The following is a 20,275-nucleotide window of genomic DNA, read 5'->3' on the forward strand; positions in this document are numbered from 1 at the left end:
CCTCAGCGGGACATTCTGCTCAGCTCAGCCTAGCCACCGCAGCCCCAGAAACGCGTCATCGCACACGGGGTCCGTCAGCCCAAATGACTGCACCGCGGCAAGGCGCGAGGCGCGTGCAGATCTTGGACAGTTTCCGTCATGGACGAACGGAAAGTGTCCAAGATCTGCGGGCCGACGCCCCACTCGACGTGGTCCGGTGTCGCACGACGGCCAGCCAGACCGCTGCGCCGACGCAGAGGACGGCCAGCAGGGCCAGCAGCACCAGGGCCGGGTTGAGCCAGGCGGGCACCAGGTCGTAGGTGGCGTTGCATCGGTCGTGGAGGGGAAACCACCTCGTCGACTCACGCCAGTGCGCGGCGCGGTAGGCGCTGTCGTAGGTGACGCCGGCCTGTCGGCAGGACTCCTCGGAGTTCATGGAGGAACCCGCGAACGCGCCGACGAACCAGGTGACAGCGGCGGCGGCGATCGAGAGCCCGCCCGTCGCGGCGAACCAGCCCGGAGTCTTCCAGCGGCCGGTGAGCAGCGGTCGGCCCCACAACCAGAGCACGAGCAGAGCGGGTACGGCGAGGCAGAGCCCGGTCGTCACGACACCCATCCTGATTCGTCACCCTCCCGCCAGCGAGCCAACCTTGATCATCGCACGGGCCGGCTCACCGCCGCGAACGTGACGAAGGCCGTCCACGCCGACGGGGGTGAAGGTTCGCCGAGACCACCGAACCGGGCGCACAGGCGGTGCGGAGGCGCCCAGCGAGGAGGACGCGATCGACTCGGCTTCATGAAAGTCGGGGTGTCCGCAGTCCGCGGACACCCCGAGTTCACTGAAACCGTGTTGATCAAACGGCGGGCTGAGGGTTAGCCGCCGTTGATGACGAACTGTGAGCCCGGCTGGATGACGATGTTGCCGTCAGCCGAGTTGGTGATCGTCACGTTCGTCAGGTTGGCGTTACCGCGCGCGCCGCTCATCGCGAGGATGCCGGCACCGTTGTTCGACTTGTCGATGCGTACGTTGGTGATGGCGACGTTCGGGATGTTGCCGCCACCGTTCTTGAACTGGATGCCGTCGAAGGTCGAGTCGATGATGTCGGTGTCGCGGATGGTGACCCCGACGATGTCCCGAGTGGCCGGGAAGATCGTGATGGCACCGAACTCCTGGTCCTCGTTCCAGAACGCGCCGCCGGTGCGGTAGAGCCCGTTGTTGGCGATCAGCGTCGTGCCGGAGAACGGCAGCGGGTCGTGGTCGGTCGCCAGCATGATGCCCGGGTAGTTGGCGGTGTCGTAGATCAGGTTGTTCTGGATCGAGTTGTCGTAGCCGCCGTAGATGGCGATGCCGTTCGCCCGCCAGGGCAGCTGGATGGTGTTGTTGACGAAGTGGTTGTCGTGCGCGATGTCGACGTTGCGGTCCTTGACGTACGGGTTGGCCCAGACGGCGAGCGCGTCGTCGCCGGTGGTGCGGAACGACGAGTTGAACACCCGCGAGTTGCGCGTGCCGTTGCTGAAGTTGATGCCGTCGGCGTACGTGTTGCGGATCCGCATGCCGCTGAAGTCCAGCCCGTCGGCCGGCCCCCACAGGTCGGGGATGTTGTCGTAGTCGCGACCCACCCAGACGCCCACGTTGGCGTGCTCGATCCAGACGTTGCTGATCTTCGTGCCGGCGCCGAAGCGACCGTTCAGACCGACGCCACCCTCGGCGTTGCCGTCACCGCCGCGGATCCGGCCCGAGCCGAAGATGGCGATGTCGGAGATCTGGGTGTTCTTGTCGATGTCGAAGCCGAAGTTGCCCTCGTGCGGGTGGTTGATGCCGCCCACCACGTTCTGCGGCTCGGTCAGCGTGTAGAGCTGCGAGTGCCACATGCCGGCGCCCCGGATCGTGACGTTGCTGATGCCGACCTGGTTGTGCATACCCCGGTTCAGCGGGTCGTCGGTCAGGATCTTCTGCTCCTGCCGCCACTGCCCGGCGGGGATCCAGACGCAGCTGATGACACCGTTCTGGTCGTCGGTCACCGCCCGCTGGATGGCTGCGGTGTCGTCGATCCCGTCGTTCGGGACCGCGCCGTACGAGGTGATGGAGGTGCAGCCGGCCGGCTGGCTCGCCGCCGGTGCCACCTGCTCCAGGTCGATCATGTCGATGACGTAGAAGGAGGCGGTGTCACCCGAGTCGCGCTGCAACTTGAACCGGGTGCCGGCCGGGTACGACTGCGCCAGCAGCGCGTTCGACTCGTCGAAGAGCCGCCGGGCATCGGCCTGCGGGGTGTTGGTCAGCGCCTCCGGCCCGTCGGTGTTGCCGTAGAGCCAGCTGTGCTTCGACGACAGGGTCAACTTCCGGGAGAAGACGTCGTTGACGTAGAGGCTGATGGTCGCCTCGATGCCGCCGCCACCGGGCGCGTCCGGAATGGAGTTGCGCACCACGATGGAGTTGGCCTGGTTGGCCGAGGTGAACTCGACGAACTGGCCGGTGCTGGTGAGCCGCACCGACTTACGACCGGACGACTCGCTGGCGAAGTTGGTGTGCCCGAACGTCCGCAGGGCGTCGGTCTCCAGCAGCGTGCCCGAGTAACGACCGGCCTCCGCCTCGTAGGAGACGTACGGGACGGCTGCCCCGCGCCCGACCACGATCGACTGGCTGAACGCGTTGTTGGTCTCGTTGGTCTCGGTGACCACGTTGGTGGCGTCGGCGGTGGCGGTGAGGGTGGCGCCGCCGCTGGTGGCGGTCCAGGTGCCGCTGACGGCAACGGTGACCGTCGCGCCGGCGGCGATCGAGGCGGTGTTGGTGTTGAGCGTGGTGCTACCCGCCACCAGTCGGGTGACGGTGGTCGCGCCGGTCGCGGTGGTGCCCCGGTTGCGAACCGTCACGGTGAAGCTGACGGACGCCCCGACGGCCGGGTTCGGCGGGTTCGAGGCGATGCTGAGCACCTGGAGGTCCGGGCCCGGGGCCTGCGCCACCACCAGCGGCGACGCCGCCGTGAAGCTGTTGTTGCCGTTGTTCTGCTCGACGATCGTGTTCGCCGGGTCGACCACCGCCGAGACGGCGTAGCTGCCCATCGGCCGGGTGCCGGCGTTGAACGACACGGTGGTCGAGGCACCTGCGGCGAGCGCGCCCACCGAGGCGCTGCCGACGACCGCGCCGGCCAGGCTGAAGTTCACGGTCGTCGCGCCGGCGGACGCTGAGCCGATGTTCTGCACCACCGCCGAGAGCGTGACCGGGGAGACCTCGCTGGGCGACGAGGGCGACCAGGTCACCGAGCTGACGACCAGGTCCGGGTTGGGCGCCGGGGTGCCGCACACCTCAAGCTCGGCCACCTGGCCGGACGGGGCACCGGTGTTACCGGTGAACCGCAACTGCACGTCCGCGGTGGTCGCGCTGACCGGGATGGTCACCACGTTGCTGCCCTGGACGAACTGGTAGGCCGCCGCCGACACCAGGCTGGTGTACGGGGACGACGCCTGGTCGCGGCCGAGGATCTGGATGGTCTGGGTACGGGTGCCCCACGACGAGTCCGGGTTGAGCTTCACAGTGACACCGGAGATGGAGTGGTTCGCGCCGAGCGCCACCGTCAGGTTCTGCGGGTAGCTCGCCGCGCCCTCCCAGTAGGTGGAGAGCTGCCCGTCGTTCGCCTTGTCCGGGGTGAAGCTGAAGGTGGAGCCGCTCGCCGTCATGCTCTTGCCCTGCGCCACGTTGGTGCAGGCCGGCGGGTTGCTGCCGGTGCGGGTGACGGTGTTGCTGTTGCCGGAGAGGTTGCCGGCTCCGTCGCGGGCCCGAACGTAGTAGGAGACGGTCGCCGTCGCCGGCTGGGTGTCCTGATAGGTGAGGACGGTGCCCAACGTGGCGATCAGGCTGCCGCCCCGGTAGACGTTGTAGCCGGCGAGCCCGCTGCCACCGGAGTCGGTGGAGGCCTCCCAGGTGAGCGTGATCGTGCTGCCCGACGTGCTCTGCGACAGCGTCCCCGGGGTGCTCGGCGCGGTGGTGTCACCACTGCCCGTACGCGTCACGGTGTTGCTGTTGCCGGACAGGTTGCCGGCCGCGTCGCGGGCCCGGACGAAGTACGACACGGTCGCCGTCGCCGGCTGGGTGTCGTTGAAGCTGGTCACGGTGCCGACGGACTGGAGGAACGCGCCGTTGCGGTAGACGTCGTAGCCGGCGATGCCGCTGCCGCCCGCGTTGTCGGTCGACGCGGACCAGTTGAGGCTGATGGTGGTGCCCGACTGGGTGTACGAGAGGTTGCCGGGGACGCTCGGCGCTGTGGTGTCGGGGGTGGTGCCGCCGCTGCCGTACACCTCCAGTTCGGAGAGCTGCCCGGCCGGCCAACCGCTGTTGGCGGTGATGGTGATCCGCACGTAGCGGGTGGAGGTCGAGCTGAAGTTGATCGTGGCGGTGCTGCCGCTCGCCGGGTTGAACGTGTACGTCTGCGACCCGACCAGGTCGGTGAAGGACGAACCGTTGGTGCTGCCGCGCACGCTCAGCGTCTGCGTCCGGGTCCCCCAACCGGAGGTCGGCAGCTTCAGCACGACCTGGTTGACGCTCTGCGACGAGCCGAGGTCGACCTGCACCCACTGGGGGAACGCGTTGTTGACGCTCTCCCAGTAGCTGCCCGCGTTGCCGTCGACGACCTTCGACGAGTCGTAGACGTCGGCGTGGCCGCTCTCCTGGGTGGGACGGCCCTGGGCGAGGTTGGTGGCCGCCGGGGCGAAGGCGCTCGGTGCCGCTGCCTCGGTGGGGCGGGCGGCGGCGGCCGGGTTCGCGAGGGCGGTCGCCCCGGCCGTCGCGATCAGCGCGGCGGCGGCCGTGGCCGCCACCATCCTGAACAGATTCGTTCGTCTCATCACTGTCCTTGTCGTCGGGGGACGGTTGCCGCGGTGGCTGGACCACGGGGGTGGGGGTGCGGCGGTGCAGCGCCGGCCGAAGCGGGAGGGCCGGTGTCGAGAGAGACGGGTGGACGGGCGGCGCGGGGGCGCCGACCGCCTTGGAAACACCAGAGGGGTACGACCATCAACGGGCCTCCCCAGGAGGCCCGTTGAATTTTCCGGGTGTGTGCACAGAACCGTGCACACCTTTGTCGAAATCTTGCGTTACTTTGGCCCAAAGGTTACTGACGTGCTACCGGAGCGTCAACACTTCGACCACGGTGACTATTGACGGACTTGTCTGCCCTGGGCGTCGATCCACGGCCCGACCTGCAGGCAATTTCGGAGAAGGTGCTGCCTCCCGACGACTGGAGGCAGCACCTTCCCCGAGTTTGCGCGGATCTTGCGTCAGGTCGTGCGGGAACGATCAGGCATCTGGTGCGGTCAGCACGAACGTCTCCAGCAGCTCCCCGCCGTACCAGTCGGTGCGCTGGCCGACATGGACCATGCCCAGCCTCCGGGCGACAGCCATCGACGCCTCGTTGCCCGGCGCCACGACCGCGTAGATCTCTCGGGTTCCGGCGGCGAACTCCCGGTCGACCGCTGCGCGGGCCGCCTCGGTGGCGAAGCCGTGGCCCCACGCGTCCGGGTGCAGGTGCCAACCGACCTCGATGTCGTCGCTGCGGCGCGACTCGTCGCGCCCCGGCAACGGCTTGAGCAGAACGGTGCCCACCACCAGTCCCGTCTCGCGTACCTCGATCGCCCAGGTGCCGTACCGGCCACCGTCGGCGGCGTGCCGCTCCTGCCAGATCCGCAGCCGCTCGACGGCCTGCGCCGGGTCGGTCAGCGGCAGACCCGGGGCGACTCCCAGCCAACGGCTGATCTCCGGACGGGAGTAGATGTCGTAGATCCTGGCCAGATCGGCCGGATCGGCGGTCCAATCGCGCAGGATCAGGCGTTCGGTGGTGAGAACAGTCATGACCGGCGATCTTAAGGAGTGACAGCCTCGGCGACAGGGAAGGAGGACCCGATGGGCAACGGATGGCAGCGCACGAAACGGATCATCAGTGCGGCGTTCCGTCCGGTGCGCGGACGGGACCTGTCGCTGCACGCCGCCGCGATCACCTTCTATGGGGCGATCGCCGTGGTGCCGGTCGCCCTGTTGGCGATCTGGCTCACCGCGCTGGTGGCCGGGGCCGACCGGGTACGCCGGCTCACCTCGTACGCCGTAGAGGCCCTGCCCACCGCGATCGGCGCGCCCCGGGCGGTCGAGGCGCTGGTCGAGGCCGGGGTGGGGTTGACCCCGCTGCTGGCGCTGGCCTCCCTGCTGCCCGCCTCGCTGTACGGCGAGGGCCTGCGCCGGGCGTTCGTCTCGGTGGCCGCGCCCCGCTCCGACGAGCACCTGGTCGGCTGGCGGGGCCGGCTCCTGCTGCTGCCACTGCTCGCGCCGGCCCCCGCGCTGCTGCTGTCGATCCTGCTGGCGCTTCCGCTCACCACCCGCCTCGTACGCCAGGGTGGTTGGCTCGGTGTGCTCGGCGTGGTGCTGTCCTTCCTGGCGGTCTGGCTGGTGCTGACGCCGGTGCTGGTGTGGGTGTTCCGGGTCGTCGGGCCGGCCTCACCGGACTGGCTCTCCACCCTCGGGATCGGCTCGTTCACCGCGGCGAACCTCTCCGGCTTCCTGCACGGCTTCGTGCTCTTCGCCTCACTCCCACTGGACCTGGGAGTGCCCTTCGGCGGCTTCGACGACATCGGCGCGGGCGTGGCCGTCCTCCTCTGGCTCTACCTGTTCCACGTGATCGTCCTGGCCGGCTACTCCGCCACCCTGGCCCTCTCAACCTGGCGCACCACCCGCCGCTAACCCACCCAACCCCAACCCCCACCCAACCCCCACCCCCACCCCGCCCCACCCCGCCACCCCGTTGATCATGAAGTTATTGCCACGACCCGCCGCGCCGAGTGGCAATAACTTCATGATCAACCAAGGAGGTCACCGGCAGCGGGGACCTGTCAGGGGGTTGTCAGGGCTTCGGTGGGGGTTTGGCGGGCGGCTCGGATGGACGGGTAGACGCCGGCCACCACGCCTACCAGGAGGGCGGCGGCTACTCCGCCGAGCACCGCGGGCAGTGGGATGGTGGGCGGCCAGCCCTGGTAACTGGCGTAGCCGACCGTGGCGAGCACCCCCAGGGCGGCACCGGCGGCACCGCCGAGCACGCTGAGCAGCACCGACTCGGTGAGGAACTGCACCCGGATCTGGCCGCGGTTCGCGCCGAGCGCCCGGCGCAGGCCGATCTCCCGACGACGTTCCAGCACCGAGATGACCATCGTGTTGGCCACCCCGATCCCGCCGACCAGCAGGGCGACGGCTGCCAGCCCGAGGAACAGCGCGGAGAAGCTGTCCTCGGTGGCCCGTTTCGCGGCGAGCGCGTCGGAAGGGCGGCTGACCTGGACCAGCCCGGGCAGCTGCGGGTTGAGGGTGGCCGGCAGCACGGCACGGACGTCCTCCAACGCGTCCTCCCTGGCCCGCAGGTAGACGACGGTGGGGTGACCGTCGAAGCCGAGCATGGCCCTGGCGGCGTCCCACCCGACCAGCACCGAACGGTCGAGATCCGGGGAGAGCGGCAACGGGTCCAGGATCCCGATCACCGTGAACCAGCGCTCACCGATGAACACCTGGGGTGGTTGCCGGGGGTCCACAGTGGCGAAGCCGAGCCGGCTCGCCGCGACGTAGCCGAGGACAGCGGTCGGAAGCCGGGCCGACCCGTCGTCGAGGGCCCGGCCGCTGCGGACCCGGCCGTTGACGGTCCCCAACAGGTCCGGCCGGGACGCGAGCACGGTGAGCCCGGACGTGTCGTACCGGTCCAGCAGGTCGTTTCGGCGTACGGCGGTGTGGGTGTTCGCGACCGCGCTCGCCGCGTGGACCGGCCCGATCCGCGACGCCATGGCGGCGGCGTCCTCGGGCAGGAGGACGGGCGGGTTCTGATCCGGCACGGGTTCGGCGCGCAGCAGGTTGGTGCCGAGGGCGGAGAGCTGCTCCATCAGGCCGCGCTGGCTGGACGCGGGGATACCCACCACGACGACCAGCGTGGCGATGCCGATGGAGATGCCCAGGGCGGAGAGGACCGCCCGCATCCGGCGGGTGGTCAGGCCGAGCAGACCGAGCCGGAGTACGTCGGTCGGGGCGAGCCGCGTCGACCGGGTGCCACCCGGGGACGCGCTCACGCCCCACCCCCGGCGACGGTGTCGGCAACGATCCGGCCGTCGCGGATCTCCACCCGTCGAGGCGTACGGGCGGCGAGATCGCGGTCGTGGGTGATCACGGCGATGGTGGTGCCCTCCGCGTTGAGGTCGGTGAGCAGGGCGAGAACCGCCTCCCCGTTCGCCGTGTCGAGGGCACCGGTCGGCTCGTCGGCCAGCACCAGCGCCGGCTCGTTGACGAGCGCCCGAGCTATCGCCACCCGCTGCCGCTCCCCGCCGGAGAGCTGCTGCGGCAGGTGGTTCACCCGGTGCGCCAGGCCGACCCGGGCCAACGCCTCGATCGCGGTGCGGCGACGGCGACGCCGGGGCACCCCGGCGTAGAGCAGGCCGGTGGCGACGTTCTCGGCGGCATCCAGCCCGTCGGTGAGGTGGAACTGCTGGAAGACGAAGCCGAGCCAGCGGCCCCGCAGCGCGGAGAGCCGACGGTCGGACAGGGCGGTGACCTCCTGCCCGGCGACGCGTACCCGACCGCTGCTCGGCAGATCGAGGGTGCCCATGATGTTCAGCAGGGTGGACTTGCCGGACCCGGACGGCCCGACGATGGCGAGCATCTCCCCGGCGCGCACGGTCAGGGAGACGTCGTCCAGTGCGGTCACCCCGCCGGGGTACGTCCTGCTGACTCCCTCGACGTTCAGCACCGCTTCGGCGATCACGATGCCGTCACCACGTCGAGGCCCTCGGTCACACCGGTGCCACTGACCTCGACCAGGCCCCGGGCGAACATCCCGGTCTCCACGGCCACCAGCGCACCGTCGGGCAGTTGCAGCGCATGTCCACCCTCGCGCAGCGCCACCAGCGCGCCGACCGGCACCGCGAGCACGCCCTTGTGGACGGTGGTGGTGAAGCGGACCTGAACCGTGGCCGCGTCCAGCTTGGCCACATCCGCCGCCCGGGTCGGCGCGACGAGGACGTCCACGGTCGGCGGGCTGCCCTGCCCGGTGCCGCCGTCCGACCCACCGCCGCGCACCGTCTGCGAGATCGAGGCGACCTTCGCCGGGATCTCGGAGCTGTCCGGCAGGGCGACGACCACGGCGGCACCCACCGTGATGGCGCCCACGTCGGTGGCCCCGACCGGCACGGTGACCAGCTTGACCTTCTCGGTGACGGCCAGCAGCTCACCGGCGACCGGGTCACCGGGCAGCGCCTTCACCGCGCTGACCCGGGCCGACCCGGCCAGCACCGCGACCTGCCCGACCGCGATCGCGCCGGTCGGGTCCAGGCCGACGGCCTGCTGCCACTTCTTGATCGCGCCGACGAGGCTCGTGGTGAGCAGGGCCTGACCGGCGTCGATCTTCGTGCCGTCGGTGGTCCGCGACGGCTGCGAGCCGGTGTGGTAGCCGAGCGCCCTCAGGTTGTCCGACACGATCCGCACGTCGCTGCCCACCAGACCCGGCTTGTCGAGCGTGCGGAAGAGCGGCGTCCCGCCGAACAGCACCGGCACCGGTCGGTCGTTGACCCAGTAGAGCGGCTTGCCCCGGGCCACCGTGTCGCCCACCTTCGGCAGCCGGGTGACGACGCCCTCCCCGGCACCCTTGACCAACCGCTCCGGGCCGAAGCCGAGTGTGCCGTTGAGCGAGCGGCTGTCCGACAGGTCGGCCCGGGTCACCGTCGTCGTGGTGACCGGCGGTGGGGCGTCCGTGGCGTCGTCCCGAGGACCGTGGCGCACGGCCAGCGCCCCGACGCCGGCACCGACGGCGACCACCAGGGTCACCGCCGCCACCCCGATCGCGGTACGCCGGGTCGTCCGCCGACCAGGATCGTCGTCCGGGCTACTTCTTGGCACCGAAGATCTCCATCGTGCAGTCCCGCTCGACCTTGTCCATCGCGGCACCCTCAAGCCCGTTGGTCGGGTCGGCGACGCCGTCGTCGTAGGTCCAGCCCGAGCCGTCCGGCAGTGAATGGATCTTCAGCCCGCGCCCGCGCAGGCACTGGACGTAGTCGTTCCACTGGCTCACGTAGTTCGGGTTCTTGTCCGGATCCAGCTCCGGCGGCTGGAGCGGCAGCTTGTTGGCGCACGCCACGTACGCCGCCTTCGGCTCCCCGCTCTGGTCCAGCGACAGGCCCGTGCCGTCCCCCACCGGGCCGGGCCGGGACCGGCCGTCGTTCAGCTTCACGCCGTTGTCGTGCAGGCAGATGTTGTACAACCCCCAGAGCTGATTCTCCTCCTCGTCGGTGCTGTCGAGGCGCAGCTGTGGACGGCCGCTGACCGCAGTGCCGGTAGCGCTCGCCGAGGCGGACGGGGTGGTCAGCGACGCCACCTCGCCCGTACCGCTGGCGGTGTCCTTGTCGGCGTCACCGCCGCCGCCGCAGCCGGCCAGGGCGGCGACGAGCACTGTGGCGGCGGCGAGCCCGGCCGCGACCCGATGGGTTGAGTTGGTCATGGCGTGCAGCTTCACGCCCGGGTGTCAGAGACCTGTAAGGAAGCGGTCGTCATCCGATAGCCCCAGCTCAGCGGCCGCACTGGAACTCCGCCGCGCCACGTACAGTCGCTGCCGTGTGTGCGTACGTGCTGGTGGCCGAGGACGACCAGAAGCAGGCGGAGTTGGCCCGCCGCTATCTGGAACGCGAGGGGCACGAGGTGACGGTGGTGGCCGACGGTCGGGCCGCCCTGGAGCAGATCCGTCAGCGGCCCCCGGCGCTGCTCGTCCTCGACGTGATGATGCCGAAGGTCGACGGCCTGGACGTCTGTCGCATTCTGCGCCGGGAGTCCGACCTGCCGGTGCTCATGCTGACCGCCAGGTCGACCGAGGACGACCTGCTGCTCGGCCTCGACCTGGGCGCCGACGACTACATGACGAAGCCGTACAGCCCCCGTGAACTGGTCGCCCGGGCCCGCAGCCTGCTGCGCCGGGGCCAACGGACGCCGGCGGACCCGGTGCTGCGGGTCGGCGCCGTGCACGTCGACCCGGTGCGCCACGAGGTACGCAGCGACGGACGCCTCGTAGACTGCACACCCGGCGAGTTCCAGCTGCTCCAGGCGATGGCCGCTCAGCCCTCCCGGGCGTTCACCCGGGATCAGCTCCTGGGCTACCTGCACGGGTTCGACAGGTACATCACCAACCGGACCGTCGACGTGCACGTGATGAACCTCCGCCGCAAGATCGAGCCGAACCCGCGCAAGCCGGCCCGGCTGGTGACCGTGTACGGCATCGGATACAAGCTCGTCGAAGAGTCACCCCGTGTCGGGTGAGGTCCCGCTGCGCCGCAGCCTGCTGCTCCGACTGCTGGCGCTGGCCGTCCTCATCGCCATCGGCTCGATCGCGGCGACCGCCTGGCTGGCCGTGCGCACCACCACCGGAGCGATCCGGCAGGAGCAGGGTCAGGCGCTCGCCGACGACGCGCGCATCTACGACACGGTGCTCGCGTACGCGGCGACCCACCCGAGCTGGGACGGAGTCGACGCGACCCTCCGGCCGCTCGCCCAGGACGTCGGCCGACGGATCGCCCTGACCACCGAGACCGGTGCGCCGATCGCGGACTCGGCCCCCGGAGCGGGCCCGTTGCCGACGACGTCGTCCGCGACTGTCGACGCGCTCGCCGTCGACACCGCCCTGATGCCCGGCACCACCCCGTCGAGCAGCGGTGACGGCGGCACCACCCCGGCGGGCGGCAGCGGTGACGGCGGCACCAGCCGCATCGACCCGCGCACCACCGGGCCGTACCTGCTCCCGCCCGAGGAGCGCGCCGCGCTGCGCGAGAAGGCGGCCCGGGCGGCCCAGTGTCTGCGGCTCCGGGCGCAGATCGACGCCACCGTCGTGGACGGGCCCACCGGCCGCCCCCGCCTCGACACCCCCGGCACCGACCTCGCCAACAGTGCCGTCTGCGCTCAGTTGCGGGAAGAACTCGCGACCCGTACGGCCACCGAGGGCAAGGCGCTCGCCCAGCTCAACGCGCTGGTGAACACCTGCCTGGCGCGGCGACGCCTGCCCGCCGTGCAGGTGGACCTGAACTGGACCTGGACGAGGCAGCCGGCGGCCAGCGCACCCGACTCCCGCAGCGCGGCCGGGGTCGACCAGGAGCACAACCGGTCGGTCAGCGCCTGCGTCGGCACCAGTCGACGCGAACAACTCCTCCCGTACGTCGCCCCGGCCGCGACCCTCTTCGTCACCGACCCGGGCGGTCGCCCCTCGACGACCTTCGACCTCTCCCCCGCCAATCAGACCCGCATCGTCGCGGTCGCCGGACTCGTCCTGCTGGTCACGATCGGCTTCACCGTCCTCGCCGGCATCCGGCTGACCCGCCCGCTGCACGCGCTGACCGGGGCCGCCCAACGGATGCGCGACGGCGACGGGGCCGCCCGGGTCCGGGTGACCGGCCGCGACGAGATCGCCCGGTTGGCCGAGGCCTTCAACGACATGGCCGAACGGCGGGAACGGCTGGAGCAGCTACGCCGGGCCATGGTCAGCGACATCGCCCACGAGATGCGTACGCCGGTGAGCAACATCCGGGGTTGGCTCGAAGCGGTCGAAGACGGCGTCGCGGCCCCCGACCGCCGGCTGCTCGCCTCACTGCTGGAGGAGGCGACACTGCTCCAACATGTGATCACCGACCTGCAGGACCTGGCCGAGGCCGACGCGGGCGCGTTGCGGCTGCACCGTGAAGAGGTCTACCTCACCGACCTGCTCGCCCAGGTCGCGGAGGCGCACCGGGCCCAGGCCGAGCGGGTCGGCGTCACCATCACGGTATGCACCGAGGCCGACCCGCGGGTGGACGCCGACCCGGTGCGACTCCGCCAGGCCGTCGGCAATCTGGTGGCCAACGCGGTACGGCACACCCCGTCGGGCGGGCACGTGACGATCAGCGCCAGCGCGACCGACGCCGAGGTCACCATCTCGGTGACCGACACCGGCAGCGGTATCAGCGCCGAGGACCTGCCCCGGGTCTTCGACCGCTTCTGGCGGGCCGAGAAGTCCCGGAGCCGGCAGACCGGCGGCAGCGGCCTGGGCCTCGCCATCGTGCGCAAGCTCGCCGAGGCCCACGGCGGCACAGTCAACGCCACCAGCACCCCCACCCAAGGCTCCACCTTCACCCTCCACCTCCCCACCCTCCCCCCATCTCCCCCCATCCCCCCATCCCCCGCCCACCGCCCCGCCCCGCCCCACCCCACCCCGTCCCGTCCCGTCCCGCCGGATCGATCATGAAGTTATTGCCCCGACACGCCGCGCAGAGTGGCAATAACTTCATGATCAACGGGGCAGGGTGGGACCCGGGCGGGGAGCAGGGTGGGACCCGGGTGGGGAGCGGGGTGGGTGGGGTTGGGGTGTGGTGGGGCTAGGGTGCGGTGGTATGAGCAGTGAGATTCCGGCCCGCGCCGACGTCGTGATCATCGGTGCCGGGCACAACGGTCTGGTCTCCGCTGTCCTGCTGGCCCGCGCCGGCCTGGACGTCCTCGTGCTCGAGGCAGCCGACGTGATCGGCGGCGCGACCCGCACCGAAAACCCGTTCCCGAAGGTGCCGGGGCTGCGCCACTCCACCGGGTCGTACCTGCTCGGGCTGATGCCCCCGGAACTGCTCGCCACGCTCGACGTACGGATCCCGGTGCTGCGCCGCGACCCGCACTACTTCCTCCCCACCCCGGGTGGCCTCGGCTCGCCGTACCTGCTCTTCGGCAGTGACACCGCCGCCACCCGGGCGCAGCTCGCCGAGTTCTTCTCCCCCGCCGACGTGGCCGCCGACGACGCCATGCAGGCCGAGCTGGCCGCGCTGCGGGAAGACCTCGCCCCGGCCTGGTTGGCCGAGCCGCTGAGCGTCCAGGAGACCGCCGAGCGGCACGTCCGTCCGGCGCTGCGCCAGGTCTTCGTCGACCTCGTGCAGGGCTCGGTCGCCGACTACCTGGCCCGGTTCGAGTTCCGCTCGGAGCTGCTGGTCAGCATGTACGCGGTCACCGACGGTCTGTCCGGGCTCAACGCCGGCCCGGACGACCCCGGCACCGGCCACAACTTCCTCGTGCACAACATGTGCCGACTGCCCGGCTCCGGCGGCACCTGGATGATCGCCGAGGGTGGGATGGGCACCGTCTCCAGGACCTTCGCCGAGGCCGCGCGCGCCGCCGGAGCAACGATCCTGACCGGTACGCCGGTGCACGCGGTGACCCTGGACGGCGGCGCGGCCAGCGGAGTGGTGCTGGCCGACGGTCGGGAGGTCGCCGCCCGGGTGGTGCTCGGCGCGTGTGACCCGTACCGGATGATGGAGCTGTTGCCCGACGGCGCGCTCCCGGCGCGGCTGGGCGAACGGATGGCGGCGGTCCGCCGGCCCGGCACCACCCTCAAGCTCAACCTGGCGCTCACCGGGCTGCCGCGGTTCTCCTGCCTGCCGGACGGCACGCCGAGCCCGTTCGGCTCGACGATCCACCTGCTGCCCGGGTCGGCGTCGCTGGTCGGCGGGGCGCAGACCTCACCGATGACCGCGCTGCGCGCGATGTGGGCGGACGTGCAGGCCGGGTTGCTGCCGGCGGAGCCCACCATCGAGTGGTACCTGCACACCACTGTCGACCCGTCGCTCTCCGACGCCGCTGGGCACCACTCGTCGGCGCTGTTCGTGCAGTCCGTCCCCTATGAGTTGGCCGGCACCACCTGGGACGCGGAGCTGCCCGGCTACGTCGACCGGCTGCTCGGGATCGTCGAGCGGTACGCCCCGGGCACCGGCGAGCTGATCGCCGACGCGGTGCCGCTGCCGCCGCCCGGCATTGAGGAGCACTTCGGCATCACCGGCGGCCACATCCACCACGTCGACAACACCGTCTCGTTCACCGATCGGATGCCGTACGCCACCGGCGTCGACGGTGTGTACGCCGGCAGCGCCGGCTGCCACCCGGCTGGCAGCGTCATCGGCGCGGCCGGCCACAATGCCGCCCGCCGCATCCTCACCGACCTCGGCCGCTGACCGGCAGTGTGCTGGCGCGGGCGGAGGGCCGGAGGTCACCCGGACCCCCGATCAGGTAGAAGCCGACCAGCAGCAGGTACGCGCACAGGCTGAGGATGGGGTTGACGAAGACGATGGCGAACGCGACCAGGTAGAACAGGGGCTTCAGCACTATCCGCCGCGCGACGGCCCTGGCCAGCCGGGGATCCAGGTCGGGGTGGAGCAGTCCGCGCCGACGAGCCCACCACCAGGTCAGGTTCACGAAGATCGCCTCACCGAGCACGGTGCCGACGTAGAGGGCGGCGGTCAGCCGCTGCTCGGTCGGGCTGCCCCGCAGGTTGTCCGACAGCAGGTCGGCGGTGAACGGGATCGTGGCGATGAAGAGCAACACGAGCAGGTTGAAGACCAGCAGCATCTGGTCCACCCGGGCCACGTACCGCCACAGGTTGTGGTGGGCGAGCCACACCTGCCCGGCGATCGCGAAGGTGATCACGTACGCCAGGTAGGACGGCCAGGCGTGGGCCAGGGCGTCTGGAAGCTCTCGCCCGCTCTCCCTGGCCGGGCCGGTCTGGAGCAGCTCGACGGCCATCACCGTCAGCACGACCCCGAAGACCCCGTCGCTGAACGTCTCCACCCGAGCGGCGTCCCGGGCCTTTTCCCGGCCGCGCCCGTACCGGTACTCGCTCTCCCGCGCGTCCGCCCCCGCCACTCACACCCCCAAGCCCGGTCGCCGCGCGGTCACCCCACCCGCGATCTTGCACTTTTTGTCGCCGCTATGGGGCGATTGCCCCACTTTGCTGGGTCCGAAAGTGCAAGATCGCGGGTGGGGTGGGGGTCAGATCACCGCTTCGCCGGCCGGGGCGGGGGTCTCCGCGTCCACCCGGTGGGCTCGTACCTTGTGGCCAACGCTGGTCAGGCAGCGGCCGGACGGCAGGTCGAAGCGCCAGCCGTGCAGCTGACAGGTGAGCTGGTCACCGTCGACGATGCCGAAGCGGGTCAGGTCGGCCTTCAGGTGCGGGCAGCGCCGCTGCACCACCCAGTCGCCCAGCGTGATGTCCTCGGCGTCGGTGCTGCGCTCGTGCTCGTCGTACCAGCCTTCGGCGTACTGGAGACGCTCCTCGGAGAGGCACTTGAAGAAGGCGTAGACGAACTCGTTGTACTGGCCGATCCGGGCCGCCGAGAACCGGCAGGACAGGAAGAGCGAGTTGACCCAGTCCACCTCGTCGATGAAGAGCAGGTGCTCGATCAGCGACCGCTCCATCCGGAACCGGTAGCGGACCTTCTCGTCGGCGTACGGCCGGACCTCCTTACCCGGGAAGTCCACCACGATCGACTCGACGCTCTCGCCGTCGTAGCCGACCAGGTCGAAACGGACCGGGCCACCGACCCCCTTGGCCAAGTAGATCGACTCGTCGAGCAGCGGTTCGATCCGACGCTTCATCTCGCCGAGCACGTCCACCTCGGGATGCCGCCAGGACGCCTTCTCCGCCTCGATGATCGGACGCTTGCGCTCCCGCATCTCCTCCAGGTGGGCGACCTTGTTGGCGAAGAACTCCTGCACCGGCACCGGGTGGGTGGTGCTCGCGCCCTCGGTGGTGACCTCGGCGACGCTGCCCGGCAGCAGCACGATCCCGTTGGTGCCGCCGACCTTGGCGTACTCGCTCAGGAAGACCGACTGGTCGGGGAAGATGTTGCCCTCGTCGCCGTGGATGTCGTTGAACTGCCACAACTCGTCGTCGAGGAAGCACGGCGGGCCGGCGATCGGGAAGACGTGCGACGCCTTCAGGTCGTCGATGTAGCGCCAGGTCCGGTCGAACTGCCGGTCGCGCTTCTGCTTGCCGAACGCGGTCTTCGCCGCCTGGGGCAGCTCGTAGACCATCGGATACCAGATCGCGCCGGAGAACTGGAGCAGGTGCGCGTGCACGTGCCCCAGCTCGGCGAAGAGGCTCAGGTCGGTGGGGCGGGCGTCGTTCTGGTTGAGCAGCCGCACCCCGTCGTACTCGACCCAGAGGGACGAGTCGCCGATCGGCCCGTCGGTCGGGCTGGTCAACGCCTGAATCATGACCTTCAGACCGCCGGGCAGCTCCACCACCTGCTCGTTGGGGGTCTTCAGGAACTTGGTGAAGCCCAGCGCCCGGAACTCGTCCTCCATCTCCGAGGTGGGGAACTCGGGGAGCAGGACCGTGGCGTCCTTCGAGACGAAGTCACGCAGGTGCTTCGCGTCGAAGTGGTCCCGGTGCAGGTGGGAGACGTACAGGTAGTCGACCTGACCCAGACTCTCCCAGTCCAGCAGTGAATTGTCGGGGAACGGGAACCACGACGCGAAGTAGGCCGGGTTGACCCACGGGTCGCACAGGATGCTGCCCGCGGCCGTGTCGATCCGCATGCTGGCGTGCCCGGTTCCGGTCACTCGCACCGCACAGTCCCCCTCAAACAGACAATCAGGTGTACGCCAAACGCTACCGGAGCGAGTCTGACCGCCGCCCCGCGACGCCGGTAGTGCCGTCCAGCCCAGGTGGGGCAGGGCCGATGGCCAGGAAACCCCCACCCCACCGCACCGCGTACGAGGCGTGCCAGACTAACCAAAGATCCGATCGCGAGGGAAGGACCGACAGTGGCAGGAAGCGAGCCGGTAACGTCGCCAGACCAGCACAAGCCCGGGCACCGCAAGGCCGGGCAGATCGGCGCCGTGCTGTCCGCACTGGCGCTGCTGGCGATGATCTGCGGCAACCACGAGGGCAGGGTCGAGGACATCTGGCTGATCGGCCTGGCCGCGCTGCTGCTGATCATCGTGATCGGCGACATCGTGTTGCGGCGCAGCGGTCTGCGCTCCTGACCCGACCCACCGCCGGACGACCGGCCGACGTACGCCGAGGGCCCGCCCCCACCCGGGGGACGGGCCCTCGTCCGTGTCGCGTCGGGGTCAGCGCCCGAAGAGAATGTCCTGCACGTCCTTCAGCGCGGCGTCGACCTCGGCCTCGAAGTAGCCACCCGGCACCAGGCCGAACCGGAGCGTGTCCAGGTCCTTCGGGTCGACCGGCATCGGGTTGCGGCGCTGCATGCCACCGAGCAGGGTGTCGAAGAACCGGTCCACCTGGTCGGGGTCGTACCCGCTGCCGAACCGGCGCACCTGGAAGCTGCGACGGATCTGGTCGACCCGGTACAGGTCACTGCCGGGCGGACCGGCCATCGGCGGACCACCCATCGGCGGACCGGCCACCGCAGGAGGACCGGCCATCGGCGGTGGACCGGCCATCGGCGGGCCGCCCATGCCCTGCTGCGGAAGTGGAGGCGGACCGGCCGGACCACGGCGCATGTCGCGCAGATCCCGCTCCGGCATCCGGATCTCGGCCGTCATGTCGGCGCGACCGTGCCGCCCGGCCTCGAAGCCGTCGAAGCGCGGCTCCTCCGGCGGCGGCGGATAACCGCCGGGCGCGCGCTGGTCGTCCTGACCGTACCCGCCGCGCTGATCATCCGGGCCGTAGCCACCGGGTGAGCGCTGGTCGTCCGGGGGGCCGTACCCGCTGGGACCGGCGGGCAGGCCGCGCTGCGGCATACCGTGGCCACCCATCGGGCCGGGGCCCATCGGGCCACCGGGACCCATCGGCGGGCCGGCCGGACCACGTGGCGCGTCGTAACCACCGCCGCGGGGGGCGTCGTACCCACCGGCGAAGGCACCGGTCGGCTCGTCGTAGCGGCCGTAGGGCGGGCCGGGCTGCGCGGGCATCGGCCGGGGCGGCATCGGCTGCGGGACCATGCCCCGGTCGTCACGCATCGGCGGACCCATCCGGTCCGGCGGGCCCATCCGGTCACCCATCCGGGGGTCGCCGCCGCGCCCGGCGTTGTTGCGCTCCTCCAGCTCGGCCAACTGCCGCTCGACCCGGTCCAGGTGCAGGTCGACCTGCCACTCGTCGTAGCCGTTGAAGCGGACCCGGAAGACGACGTCATGAACCTCCTGGGAGGCCACCGGGGCACCGACCTGTCGGCCGTCGAGCGTCGCCTCGACCCGGTCGAGGAAGGCATCCACCTCGTCGACCTTGTATCCCCGGCGGAGCGCCTTGCGCCGGAAACGCTGACCCTGACTCGCCACTATGTCTCCTGGTCTCGTTCGCCACGCCCGGTCACGCCGGTGCCTCTCCGGCGCGGTCGGTGTTGGTGTCGTTGTCTTCGGCAGCGGCAAGCTGGCCACACGCGCCGTCGATCTCGCGACCTCGGGTGTCCCGAACTGTGGTGGACACCCCGGCGTCGCGCAACCGCCGGACGAACTCCCGCTCGACCGGCTTCGGGCTCGCGTCCCAGCGGCTGCCCGGCGTCGGATTGAGCGGAATGAGGTTCACGTGGGCCAACTTGCCGGCCAGCAGCCGCCCGAGCAGGTCGGCTCGCCACGGCTGGTCGTTCACGTCCTTGATCATCGCGTACTCGATCGACACGCGGCGGCCCGTCCGGGCGGCGTAGTCCCACGCTGCGTCCAGCACCTCGGCTACCTTCCAGCGCTGGTTTACCGGCACGAGTTCGTCGCGCAGATCATCATCGGGCGCGTGCAACGACAACGCAAGGGTCACTGAGAGGTCTTCGCTGGCCAGTCGGTGGATGGCCGGAACCAGGCCAACCGTGGAAACGGTGATGTGCCGCTGGGACAGGCCGAGCCCCTCCGGAGCCGGGCTGACCAGCCGACGGATCGCCGCGATCACCCGGTTGTAGTTGGCCAGCGGCTCGCCCATGCCCATGAAGACGACGCGCGACAGCCTCGGCGGGGAACCCGCCACCACGCCGGAGGCCGCCACCCCGGCCATGTAGACCGCCTGGTCGACGATCTCCGCCGTCGACAGGTTGCGGGTGAGCCCGGCCTGCCCGGTCGCGCAGAACGGACAGGCCATGCCGCAACCCGCCTGGCTGGAGATGCAGACGGTCACCCGGTCCGGGTAACCCATCAGCACGCTCTCCACCAGCGCACCGTCGTGCAGCCGCCAGAGCGCCTTGCGGGTCGCGCCGTCATCACAGGCCAGCTCGCGCACCGGGTTGAGCAACGTCGGCAGCAACTGGTCTGCCAGCCGCTCCCGGGTCGCCGCGGGCAGATCAGTCATCGCCTGCGGGTCGCGGACCAACCGCCCGAAGTAGTGGTTGGAGACCTGCTTGGCGCGGAAGGCCGGTTCACCCAGCCCGGTGACCAGTGCCTGGCGACCGGCCAGGTCCAGGTCAGCGAGGTGCTGAGGGGGCATGGAGGCCCGGCGCGCGGCGGGGGCGACCGAGATGGCGGGGATCAGGGGCAGGCTCGTCATGGCTGGTCCAGTGTGTCACGCCGTCGGCGGCGGCTGCCGGT

At 70.8% G+C, this 20,275-nt stretch carries 16 protein-coding genes; 5 read left to right on the top strand and 11 right to left on the bottom strand.

All coding sequences use genetic code 11. The features are described 5' to 3' along the window. Positions 1-136 precede the first annotated feature (136 nt). From ACZ6NZ_RS17555 to ACZ6NZ_RS17565, 3 genes are all read right to left on the bottom strand, one after another. Complete coding sequence (locus ACZ6NZ_RS17555) at positions 137-586, bottom strand: hypothetical protein (protein WP_465858999.1); 450 nt, start codon at positions 584-586, stop codon at positions 137-139. A gap of 266 nt (positions 587-852) precedes the next feature. Next, positions 853-4,818: a CARDB domain-containing protein gene (locus tag ACZ6NZ_RS17560; RefSeq protein ID WP_465859000.1), complete on the bottom strand. Its 3,966-nt coding sequence runs from the start codon at positions 4,816-4,818 to the stop codon at positions 853-855. Positions 4,819-5,266: 448 nt separating this feature from the next. Then, the gene (locus ACZ6NZ_RS17565; protein WP_465859001.1) at positions 5,267-5,818 is read right to left on the bottom strand and encodes a GNAT family N-acetyltransferase; all 552 of its coding nucleotides are present in this window, start codon (positions 5,816-5,818) and stop codon (positions 5,267-5,269) included. Between the two features lie 51 nt (positions 5,819-5,869). On the opposite strand from ACZ6NZ_RS17565, the gene ACZ6NZ_RS17570 reads away from it, so the two are divergent. Beyond that, complete coding sequence (locus ACZ6NZ_RS17570; protein WP_465859002.1) at positions 5,870-6,697, top strand: YhjD/YihY/BrkB family envelope integrity protein; 828 nt, start codon at positions 5,870-5,872, stop codon at positions 6,695-6,697. 149 nt (positions 6,698-6,846) lie between these two features. Here the strand turns inward: ACZ6NZ_RS17570 and ACZ6NZ_RS17575 are convergent, their stop codons facing one another. From ACZ6NZ_RS17575 to ACZ6NZ_RS17590, 4 genes are read right to left on the bottom strand one after another with little or no spacing between them, the layout of a single operon-like run. Then, positions 6,847-8,058 (bottom strand): ABC transporter permease, encoded by a 1,212-nt coding sequence (locus ACZ6NZ_RS17575; protein WP_465859003.1) that lies wholly within the window; start codon positions 8,056-8,058, stop codon positions 6,847-6,849. Beyond that, on the bottom strand, positions 8,055-8,744 hold the full coding sequence (locus ACZ6NZ_RS17580) for an ABC transporter ATP-binding protein (protein ID WP_465859484.1): 690 nt from the start codon (positions 8,742-8,744) through the stop codon (positions 8,055-8,057). Before ACZ6NZ_RS17580 ends, ACZ6NZ_RS17575 begins: the two co-directional genes overlap by 4 nt. Next, positions 8,744-9,877, bottom strand: a complete 1,134-nt coding sequence (locus ACZ6NZ_RS17585) for an efflux RND transporter periplasmic adaptor subunit (protein ID WP_465859004.1) — start codon at positions 9,875-9,877, stop codon at positions 8,744-8,746. Before ACZ6NZ_RS17585 ends, ACZ6NZ_RS17580 begins: the two co-directional genes overlap by 1 nt. Further along, on the bottom strand, positions 9,864-10,475 hold the full coding sequence (locus ACZ6NZ_RS17590) for a hypothetical protein (protein ID WP_465859005.1): 612 nt from the start codon (positions 10,473-10,475) through the stop codon (positions 9,864-9,866). The genes ACZ6NZ_RS17585 and ACZ6NZ_RS17590 overlap by 14 nt, the downstream gene beginning before the upstream one ends. A 113-nt stretch (positions 10,476-10,588) precedes the next feature. Between ACZ6NZ_RS17590 and ACZ6NZ_RS17595 the strand changes: the two genes are divergently transcribed. The 3 genes from ACZ6NZ_RS17595 to ACZ6NZ_RS17605 all read left to right on the top strand — a co-directional run bounded on the left by ACZ6NZ_RS17595 (position 10,589) and on the right by ACZ6NZ_RS17605 (position 14,976). Further along, a complete protein-coding gene (locus ACZ6NZ_RS17595) occupies positions 10,589-11,284 on the top strand; it encodes a response regulator transcription factor (protein ID WP_355005218.1) in 696 nt (231 codons plus the stop codon). After that, positions 11,274-13,235 (top strand): HAMP domain-containing sensor histidine kinase, encoded by a 1,962-nt coding sequence (locus tag ACZ6NZ_RS17600; protein ID WP_465859006.1) that lies wholly within the window; start codon positions 11,274-11,276, stop codon positions 13,233-13,235. Before ACZ6NZ_RS17595 ends, ACZ6NZ_RS17600 begins: the two co-directional genes overlap by 11 nt. A 145-nt stretch (positions 13,236-13,380) precedes the next feature. After that, on the top strand, positions 13,381-14,976 hold the full coding sequence (locus ACZ6NZ_RS17605) for a phytoene desaturase family protein (RefSeq protein WP_465859010.1): 1,596 nt from the start codon (positions 13,381-13,383) through the stop codon (positions 14,974-14,976). On the opposite strand, the gene ACZ6NZ_RS17610 is transcribed toward ACZ6NZ_RS17605, so the two are convergent. Together ACZ6NZ_RS17610 and ACZ6NZ_RS17615 are read right to left on the bottom strand one after the other, a co-directional pair. Further along, positions 14,957-15,664: a TMEM175 family protein gene (locus ACZ6NZ_RS17610; protein ID WP_366608272.1), complete on the bottom strand. Its 708-nt coding sequence runs from the start codon at positions 15,662-15,664 to the stop codon at positions 14,957-14,959. The two genes, ACZ6NZ_RS17605 and ACZ6NZ_RS17610, sit on opposite strands and share 20 nt — an antisense overlap. A 126-nt stretch (positions 15,665-15,790) precedes the next feature. After that, positions 15,791-17,371, bottom strand: a complete 1,581-nt coding sequence (locus ACZ6NZ_RS17615; protein ID WP_465859012.1) for a Rieske 2Fe-2S domain-containing protein — start codon at positions 17,369-17,371, stop codon at positions 15,791-15,793. Between the two features lie 198 nt (positions 17,372-17,569). On the opposite strand from ACZ6NZ_RS17615, the gene ACZ6NZ_RS17620 reads away from it, so the two are divergent. Then, entirely contained in the window at positions 17,570-17,791 is a 222-nt protein-coding gene (locus ACZ6NZ_RS17620) for a DUF2631 domain-containing protein (RefSeq protein ID WP_036412111.1), read from the top strand. A gap of 87 nt (positions 17,792-17,878) precedes the next feature. Here ACZ6NZ_RS17620 and ACZ6NZ_RS17625 read toward each other — a convergent pair whose 3' ends face one another. Together ACZ6NZ_RS17625 and rlmN are read right to left on the bottom strand one after the other, a co-directional pair. After that, a complete protein-coding gene (locus ACZ6NZ_RS17625) occupies positions 17,879-19,045 on the bottom strand; it encodes a DivIVA domain-containing protein (RefSeq protein WP_465859014.1) in 1,167 nt (388 codons plus the stop codon). Positions 19,046-19,076: 31 nt separating this feature from the next. Next, entirely contained in the window at positions 19,077-20,234 is a 1,158-nt protein-coding gene (gene rlmN, locus ACZ6NZ_RS17630) for a dual-specificity RNA methyltransferase RlmN (RefSeq protein WP_091400305.1), read from the bottom strand. Positions 20,235-20,275: the final 41 nt, after the last annotated feature.

This window comes from Micromonospora sp. NPDC047756, assembly GCF_055587245.1.